This window comes from Micromonospora desertarenae (assembly GCF_056150265.1).
The window spans coordinates 307572-315609 of sequence record NZ_JAXCFQ010000008.1; the positions used below are offsets into that span (position 1 = coordinate 307572).

Consider the following 8038-nt stretch of genomic DNA (forward strand, 5'->3'; position numbering starts at 1 on the left):
GTGTGGTCCGGCGGGGCGGCGTCGCCGGCCGCACCCCGGCGCACGTCGGTCAGCGCGGCGGTGGCGCTGGGCGCGCCGTCCGACGGCTCCGGCTCAGGCGGAGAGGACCGAGAGGGCGGCGACCAGGTACAGGCAGCCGCCGATGCTCACCGCGACCCCGGCGACCGCCGGCAGCCAGCCGGTGGCCGCCGCCGGCCAGCGCCGGAACCGCCCGGTGAGCAGGGCGAACCCCCGGATGGTGACCACCCCGACGCCGGTGAGCGTGGCGGCCATCCCGACGCCGAAGGCGAGGACCAGGACCAGCGCGTCCACGGCACGACCGGTGAGCAGGCCGCTGACCAGGACGAGGAACGCCGAGGGCGAGGGCAGCAACCCGCCGGAGAGGGCGAGCGCGGTCAGCCCGCGCCGGGACCACGGATCGGTGGGCACCGCGTGGTCGTGGTGGTGACCGGTCGGCTCGTCGTGGCGGTGCCCGGCGGCGCTGGCCGGCGAGCCGCCGGCGGCGCCACGGCGCGGGTCACCGGCGGCACCGGCATGCGCCGACACCAGCCGGTGGTCGTGCCCGTGACCATGACCGTCTCCGTGGTCGTGGCCGTGCTCAACGCCGTGGCCGTGGCCGTGGTCGTGGTGGTGGTGGGTGTGGCTGTGGCGGTGGCCGCGTAGGTGGCGCCAGGTCAGGTGGGCGCCGACGCCGATCACCAGCAGCCCGGCGGCGACCTGCATCCAGGCGGTCACCGTCTCGGTCGCGAGGCTCGCCGCGCCGCTCAGGCCCACCCAGGCGAGCGCGAGCACCAGCACGGAGACGGTGTGCATCACCGCCACGATCAGCCCGAGCCGGACCGCGTCGCGGTAACGGCCCCGGGTGCCCAGCAGGTACGCGGCCGTGATGGTCTTGCCGTGCCCCGGGGCGACCGCGTGCGCCGCCCCGACGCCGAGCGCCACCGCCAACGCCAGCCAGAAGACGCCGCGGCCGTCGAAGAGGGCGACCAGCCGCTGGTCGAGGCCGGTCACGACCCGCTCCGGGCCCGGCGCCGCCGCCGTACGACGGTCGACGCGGCCAGCGCGGCGACCAGCGCGGCGCCGGCGGCGGCCAGGGCGACGGTCCGGTCCCGGCCGGCGGTCGCGTCTGCGGTGAACCGCAACCGGTGGGTCGGCTCGGCGGCGGTGAAGAGGACACGACCCGGGGTCGCCCCGGTCTGGCTGGTCAGCATGGTCCGGTACGCCTCGTTCAGGTCGGTCAGTGCGGCGAGGGTGACCTCCAGGTCGACCACCTCGCCGGGGCAGTCGAAGTCGAGCCGGGCGCCCCGGCTGAGCAGCCGGTCGAGGGTGGCGAGCCGCCCCGGGCAGCGCGCGCCGCCCTGCCGCACGGTGATCCGGTCGAGCAGGTAGTCGTGCACCCGCCGCGAGCGTTGCAGCTTCTGCTCACCGGTCAGGTCGGTGGCCACCGGCCCGAGGGTCGGATCCTCGAACGCGCCGAGCGACTGGCCGAGGGCTACCCAGTCGTCCTCGGCGGCGAGCCAGGTGATCGTGGCGTGCGGGCCGTCGACGGTGATCCGCGCGGTGGACGGCGGGCCGAAGGGGTGGGCGGCGGCCGGGCCGGCCGGTACGGCGAGCAGCGCCACGACGGCGGCGCACAGCGCCGCGAGCGGGCGCCGGATGCGGAGTCTCACTGATCGTCTCCTGGTACGGGGTGGCCGGGCGCGGCCGGCGTGCCGACGCCGCGCCGCGCCCGGCCGGGGATCACTTGGTCACGGTGATGACCGGGCTGGTGATCTGCTGGGTCCGGCTCTCCAGGCGGACCACGTGGGTGCTGTTCTTCTTCGCCGACGGGGGCAGCGCGAAGGTGTACTCCAGGCGGCCCAGCTCGTCGGCCTTCCGGTAGCCGACCAACACCCCGTCCTCGCCGGCGCCGTCGGTGGTGTCGCGCAGGCGGACGGTCACCTTCTCGCCCGGGTCGTAGCCGTACGCCGAGACCGTGACCCTGCCTCTGGTCTCGACGACGGTCCGGTCGACCGTGGCCTGCTCTCCGGTGGTGTTCTCCGGGGTGCGCAGCTCGTTGACGGTCCGCTCGCCGGCCGCGTTCTTGCGGATGGTGACGCCGTCGTGGAGCTGGCCGTTGGCGTACCGGGCCTCGTAGCGGATGGCGTCGCCGGAGACGTCGATCAGCTGGTAGAGCTGCTTGTCCTGGGCCTTGCTCATGATGTCCGCGCCGTTGCCGGTCCAGACCGAGCCGTCGACCTCGTACATCTTGCCGCCCGAGACGGAGACCGCGTAGACGGTGCTGTCGTGCACGGTCAGCGACCGCCGGGACGAGCTGACGCTGCCCCGGCCATAGGTGTGGTCGTGGCCCTGCAGCACCAGGTCGACGCCGTACTTCTCGAACAGCGGGCCCCACTGCGCGCGTACCACCGGGTTGTTGCGGCCCGCGGCGGTGGAGTAGACCGGGTGGTGGAAGGTCACCACCGTCCACCTGTTCGGGTTGTTCTTCAGCAGCCCCTCCAGCCACGCGGTCTGCGCGGCCATCAGGGTGGCGTTGCCCTGCACGTTGGTGTCCAGGCCGATGAACCGGACGCCCTGGTAGTCGACCGTGTAGACGGTCTGCTTCAGCTCCGGGTTGCCCGGGCCGTTGTCCGGGTACGGGAACTGCGGCCGCCAGAAGGTGGAGAGCCCACCGCTGTACTCGTGGTTACCCGGCACCGAGATGTTGTTGATCTGGCTGTCGATGAAGCCGCCGGCCTGGTACCACTGGCCCCACTGCTCCTCGCTGTTCGCCGAGTCGATGAGGTCGCCGGCGTTGACGATCAGCCTGGCCTCGGGCCGGTCCGCGAACGCCTGCCGGAAGACCCGGGGCACCGCGGAGTCGATGTAGTTCTGCGCGTCGCCGTAGTAGATGAACGAGAACGGCTGCAAGTCCGCGGCGGCGGTCGTGAAGTCGGTCCACGCGCTCCAGTTCGTGCCGTCGCCGACCCGGTAGGTGTAACGGGTGTTCGGCTTCAGGCCGGTGAACTCGACAGTGTGGTAGGTGGAGGCGTACCCCAGCGAGGTGTTGACCGGCGTGGTGGACAGCGCCCTGACCGACGTGACCGCCCCGGCGGCCGGCGCCACCTCGCCGAGCGCGGCGGGCGCCTCCAGGATCTCGGCCTGCGCCCACGCGGCGCTGGCCTCGGCCCGCCAGGTCACCCGCTGCGAGGTGGCCGGGGTGGTGGTGGGGGTGAGCATGATGCGGTCCGGGACGGGCGACGGCCGGTGGATCTCCGCGGCCGGGTACTTGCCCGGTGCGGCGTCACCGAACGCCATCGGGGTCATCGCGAACCCGCCGACGAGCAGGGCGGCGGCACCGGCCGCCGTCAGCCGCGCCCGCCGCGAACCCATGAGCCAGGGTCGCTTGGTGTCACTCAACGAGATCACCTTTCCGGTGCGAGTGGACTGTGCCGCCGGCTGCTGGCCGGCGGCCACCGGGCATTCACCCAGAGGTGATCGACAACCGATGGGCGGCCGGCTGACCAGTGGGTGAACTGCCGGCGCGGGCGTGGAGCTTCACGTCCCGGGCCGCGGGCCGCCATCCGGGCGTGGCCGGCCGTTCACTCCGGTCCACCTACGATCTCCGCCGCCGCTGGTCGACAGTTGGGAGCCCGATGAACCTGCCCTCCCGCCGCTGGGCGGTCGCCGCCACCGTCGGCACCCTGGCCGCGCTCGGCGCGATCGAGCCGTCGGTGTCCGCGCCGCTGACGAAGTCCGACGCCTTCGTCACGGCGGAGACCAGCGGCATCCTCACCATCGAGGGCGGCGAGTGTTTCGCCGATCCGGCGTACTCCCGGCGCGCCGCCGAGGTGGTGGTGCGCTACGTCCCGTGCGAGGACGGCGCGGACAACCAGGCGTACGGCTTCCTGCAGGCCCCCGACGGGCCGTGGGACCGCCCCGGGCTGGCCGGGTACGCCTGGCGGGGCTGCGGTGACTTCTTCGACCGGCGGTGGCCGGACCGCGACGGCGGCACCCTCGCCTACTACCCGATCCTCCCGACCGCGCAGACCTGGGCGGACGGCGACCGCACGGTGATGTGCGCGGTGTACCGCCCGGGCGGTCGGCTCGGCGACTCGGTGCTGCCGCAGCTGCGCTGACCGCGGGTCCGCGCATCGGCGCCCCTCGAAGGGTTATGCCGCACCCCGGCCGCCGGGTACGGTCCGGGTGACCGCGATCACGGCGGCGGTACGACCGGGATCGTGGCACCGCATCCGGTCACGAGGGGGGAACCTGGTGAAGATCAGAGCTGGGCTGTGCGTGGCGGCGATGGTCACGGCGGGACTGGTGGCCGCCCCACCCGCCGCCGCCGCCGAGGTGGGCAGCGCCACGGTGGTGCCGATCCAGGTGACCGGGGATCCGGCCAAGCGCTTCAACCTGGTGTTGCTCGGCGACGGCTACACCGAGGCCGACTTGCCCACGTTCCGGTCGCACGTGGACAAGCACCTCAACACGCTCTGGACCATCGAGCCGTTCAAGTCCTACCGCAGCTACTTCAACGTCTACGCCGTGGAGATCGTCTCGGCGGAGTCCGGGGTGGACTGCGACCCCGGCCTGACCGACCCGCGGCGGGACACCGTGCTGGACATGGGCTTCTGGGGCGGCTGCAACCCGAACAGCGTGCAGCGCCTGCTGTCGGTCGACGGGGCCGCCGCCAACACGTACGCCAACCTGGCGACCGGCACCAACCCCGGCAACCGGCAGTTGATCGCGCTGGCCAACAGCGGCACCTACGGCGGCGCGGGCGGCACCAACGCCACCGCGTCCGGCGGCAACGCGCTCTCCGCGCTGATCAGCCCGCACGAGCTGGGACACTCGCTGGGCGGCCTGCAGGACGAGTACGACTACTACGCCCGTGGCGTGGCCGGCGACACCTACACCGGGCCGGAACCCTCCTCGGTGCACCACACAGTGCTCACCGAACAGCAGATGCGCGAAACCCGGGCCAAGTGGTGGCGCTGGCTCGGCGAGCCCAGCGAGTCCGGCGGCACGATCGGCCGCTACGAGGGCGGCCTGTACCTGCAGCGGGGCGTGTGGCGACCCAGCCAGCACTCGATGATGAAGTCGTTGGGCTTCTACTTCGACCAGGTCGGGCGCGAGCGGATGACCCAGCGGATCGCCGGCAAGGTGAGCATCCTGCAGGGCGGCACGCCGGCGGACCGACCGATCGGCGCGGACCGGGTGGTCCGGGTGGAGACCCTGCACCCGGTCGGCCACGAACTCGCCGTCACCTGGTCGGTCGACGGCGTCACCGTCCCCGGCACCGGCAACGCCCGCAGCCTGGACCTGCGGTCGCTGCGGCTGGCGCCCGGCACGCACACCGTCACCGCCACGGTGACCGACCCGACCCCCTTCGTCCGCGACCCCGCGGTGCGCGACTCGGCCGCGCTGACCCAGCGCCGGACCTGGACCGTCGACACGGCGCTGACCACGCCGGCCGCCGGGGGGCCACTGGCGATCACCGCGTCGACCGCGACCGACCGGCCGGTCGGCGCGCGGGACGTGGTGTACGTGGAGAGCACCCAGCCCACCGACCGGGTGCCGACCACCAGCTGGACCCTCGACGGCGAGCCGGTGGCCAACCCGGGCCACGACGGTGACCTGGAACTGGCGCCGCTGGGCCTGGCCCGGGGCACCCACCGGCTCACCGCCACGGTCACCGACCCGGTGACCCGCGAGTCGGTGAGCCGCACCTGGACGGTCGACGCGACCCGGCCCGAGGTGGACTACCAGGTCTCCGAGCCGCTGCTCGCCACGACCCGGCCCGGCAAGCCCACCGAGTACCTGTACAACGGCCCGTTCACCATGCGACTGACCGGCACGGACGACGGCGCCGGGCAGGTCACCTCGGAGTTCCGGCTGGACGGCGACGGGTGGCACAACTACTACGGCTGGCCCACCGACGCCAACGAGCCGTTCCGGTTCACCGCCACCGGCACCGACGTGGACGGCCTGGTCTACGGCAACCTCGGCTCGGGCGGGCTGTCGGTGTCACCGTTCGCCCAGCGCTCCCCCGGCTACGGCCGGCACACCGTCGAGTACCGGGGCATCGACGCGGTCGGCAACATCGGCGCGCCCCGGTCCTTCGTGGCCACGCTGATCCCGTCGCCGCCGGCCTGCACCACCGTCGTCTCCGGACGCCACACCGGCCCGCTGGTGGTCGGCACCGGGGTCACCTGCCTGCGCGGGGCGACCGTGACCGGCGCGGTCGTGGTCCGGCCCGGGGCCGCCCTCGTCGCCGAGCGCGCCACCATCTCCGGGGCGCTGGCGGCGACCGGCGCGAGCGCCGTCGAGCTGCTGAACAGCACCGTGCGGGGCGCGGTCACGGTGACCGGCACCACCGGACACGTCACCGCGGTGGGCACCCGGGTGGACGGTCCGCTGGTGCTCTCCGGCAACGTCACCGGCGACACGGCGGCGATCCTCGCCGGCAACGACGTCGCGACGCTGCACTGCGCGGGCAACAGCCCGGCCCCGGTCGACCTCGGTGCGCCGAACACCGTCCGGGGCACGGCGTCGGGCCAGTGCCGGGCGCTGTAGCCGGTCCGGGCCCGGGGCGCTGAGCCGCACCCGTGGCCTCCACGACCACCGGACGACCGGGTGCCGGCGCGGCTTCGGCCGCCGCCGGCACCCTGCCGCCGGCGGCGGGTCGCGGGTCGCGGGCGGCCGCCGACGAGGCTCGCGGACTGGCGGCTAGGCCCACTCACCCTCGAACAGCGGCGCCACCGGGCGCTCCCGGCGGCCGATCCGCAGGTCACCGAAGATCGTGCTCCGCTCCGCCCGTTCGACCTCCGCGTCCAGGTCGAGTCGCAGCTCCGCGGAGGCGTCGTGGGCCGCGCCGATCAGGACGACCTCGGTCCCGGGGTGGTCGAGGAAGGTGGGCGGGTCGAGCGGGGCGAAGCGCCGGCCGTGGAACGTCGCCCGCAGTGCGGCGGGCAGCTCGGCCTTCCGGCCTCCGCGCAGCCCGACCCCGGGCGGGGAGGGCGCCTCGGGGTTCTTCACCGTGACGATGTAGCTCGCCTCCGGCTCGATGCTGAGCCCGTGCTGCGCCGGGCCGGTGTGCAGCGGCAGTTCCAGCTGGTACGCCAGGTGCGTGTGGTCGTCGTGCCGGGCGATCACGTACGCCCCCTCCGCCGCGGGGCGGGTCGCCGGCTGCTCCCGCTCGCCCCGGGTCCTCGTCGGGTACCGGCGCGCCCGCAGCGTCCCGTGCAACTGTTCCGGCCGTGCCACCACCTCGTCGACGAACGCCCAGAACCGGTCGTGCTCGTCGATACCCGGCAGACGCTTGCGCCCGACCACGAGCAGTCGCAGGTGCCGGCCCTGCCACGGGTGCAGCACCACCAGCAGCCGCTGCACCTCGTCGAGCGAGTCGACGTGCTCCTCCGCCACGCGGGGGCGGTAGAGGAAGTAGATGTCCCCGTCCTCCAGCAGTTCGGCCACGCGCGCCGGGTACCCGCCTCGGCGGGGCCGACACCCGGGGGGAACCCCCGGGGTCCGGCGGTGGACGGGGGTGGGGCCCCGGGATCGGAGCGGGGTGCCGGTCCCCCCGGCCCCTAACGTCCGGCCGGGTGGGTGCCCTAATCCGGCGGGCAGGGTTGCGGGCTCGTCCCCGATGCCCGCCGGGCGTCGCCGGCCATACCGTTGCCGCCGACGTCCGATCGCCTAGGTCCGAGGAGTAGCCAGATGGAAACGCAGCAGAGCGTGCGGGTGGATTCGCAGCAGAGTGTGGCCGTGGACGGGCACGCGTCCGTGCAGGACTTCGTGCTGAACCTGCTCGCCGACCCCGATGCGCGGTCGGCGTTCGACCTCGACCCGGAGGGCGCGTTGCGGGCCGCCGGTCTGCACGACATCACCGCCGCCGACGTGCAGGACGTCGTCCCCCTCGTGGTCGACTACGCCCCCGTCCACGGCCTCACCCCGAGCGTCCTCGGCGCCATCGCCGTCGACCCCACCGCCGTCGGCATCGGCGCCACCGTCCTGCCCGGCATCGGCCTCGGCATCGGCCCCGGCGGCCTCAGCA

Annotated in this window: 7 protein-coding genes; 3 read left to right on the forward strand and 4 right to left on the reverse strand. The window is 74.1% G+C overall.

Features of this window, described 5'->3' with window-relative positions:
• Nucleotides 1-93: 93 nt before the first annotated feature.
• The 3 genes from SM577_RS19175 to SM577_RS19185 form a co-directional block, all read right to left on the reverse strand.
• Complete coding sequence (locus SM577_RS19175) at nucleotides 94-1011, reverse strand: nickel/cobalt transporter (protein ID WP_474587568.1); 918 nt, start codon at nucleotides 1009-1011, stop codon at nucleotides 94-96.
• Nucleotides 1008-1670 carry a hypothetical protein gene (locus SM577_RS19180; RefSeq protein WP_474587569.1) on the reverse strand — a complete coding sequence of 221 codons (663 nt, stop codon included), beginning with the start codon at nucleotides 1668-1670 and terminating at the stop codon, nucleotides 1008-1010. The genes SM577_RS19175 and SM577_RS19180 overlap by 4 nt, the downstream gene beginning before the upstream one ends.
• 70 nt (nucleotides 1671-1740) lie before the next feature.
• Complete coding sequence (locus tag SM577_RS19185; RefSeq protein WP_302919711.1) at nucleotides 1741-3399, reverse strand: purple acid phosphatase family protein; 1659 nt, start codon at nucleotides 3397-3399, stop codon at nucleotides 1741-1743.
• A gap of 236 nt (nucleotides 3400-3635) precedes the next feature.
• Here SM577_RS19185 and SM577_RS19190 point away from each other — a divergent pair, with 236 nt between their 5' ends.
• Together SM577_RS19190 and SM577_RS19195 are read left to right on the forward strand one after the other, a co-directional pair.
• Nucleotides 3636-4118: a hypothetical protein gene (locus SM577_RS19190; RefSeq protein WP_302919712.1), complete on the forward strand. Its 483-nt coding sequence runs from the start codon at nucleotides 3636-3638 to the stop codon at nucleotides 4116-4118.
• A 136-nt stretch (nucleotides 4119-4254) separates the two neighbouring features.
• A complete protein-coding gene (locus SM577_RS19195) occupies nucleotides 4255-6558 on the forward strand; it encodes a M64 family metallopeptidase (protein ID WP_474587570.1) in 2304 nt (767 codons plus the stop codon).
• Between the two features lie 153 nt (nucleotides 6559-6711).
• Here the strand turns inward: SM577_RS19195 and SM577_RS19200 are convergent, their stop codons facing one another.
• Nucleotides 6712-7458 (reverse strand): hypothetical protein, encoded by a 747-nt coding sequence (locus SM577_RS19200; RefSeq protein ID WP_302919714.1) that lies wholly within the window; start codon nucleotides 7456-7458, stop codon nucleotides 6712-6714.
• Nucleotides 7459-7701: 243 nt separating this feature from the next.
• On the opposite strand from SM577_RS19200, the gene SM577_RS19205 reads away from it, so the two are divergent.
• A partial coding sequence (locus SM577_RS19205) for an IniB N-terminal domain-containing protein (protein ID WP_474580582.1) occupies nucleotides 7702-8038 on the forward strand: 337 nt, incomplete at its 3' end.

Coding starts and splice junctions, on each gene's coding strand:
- SM577_RS19190 (WP_302919712.1), top strand. CDS start 3,636: ATGAACCTGCCCTCCCGCCGCTGGGCGGTCGCCGCCACCGTCGGCACC.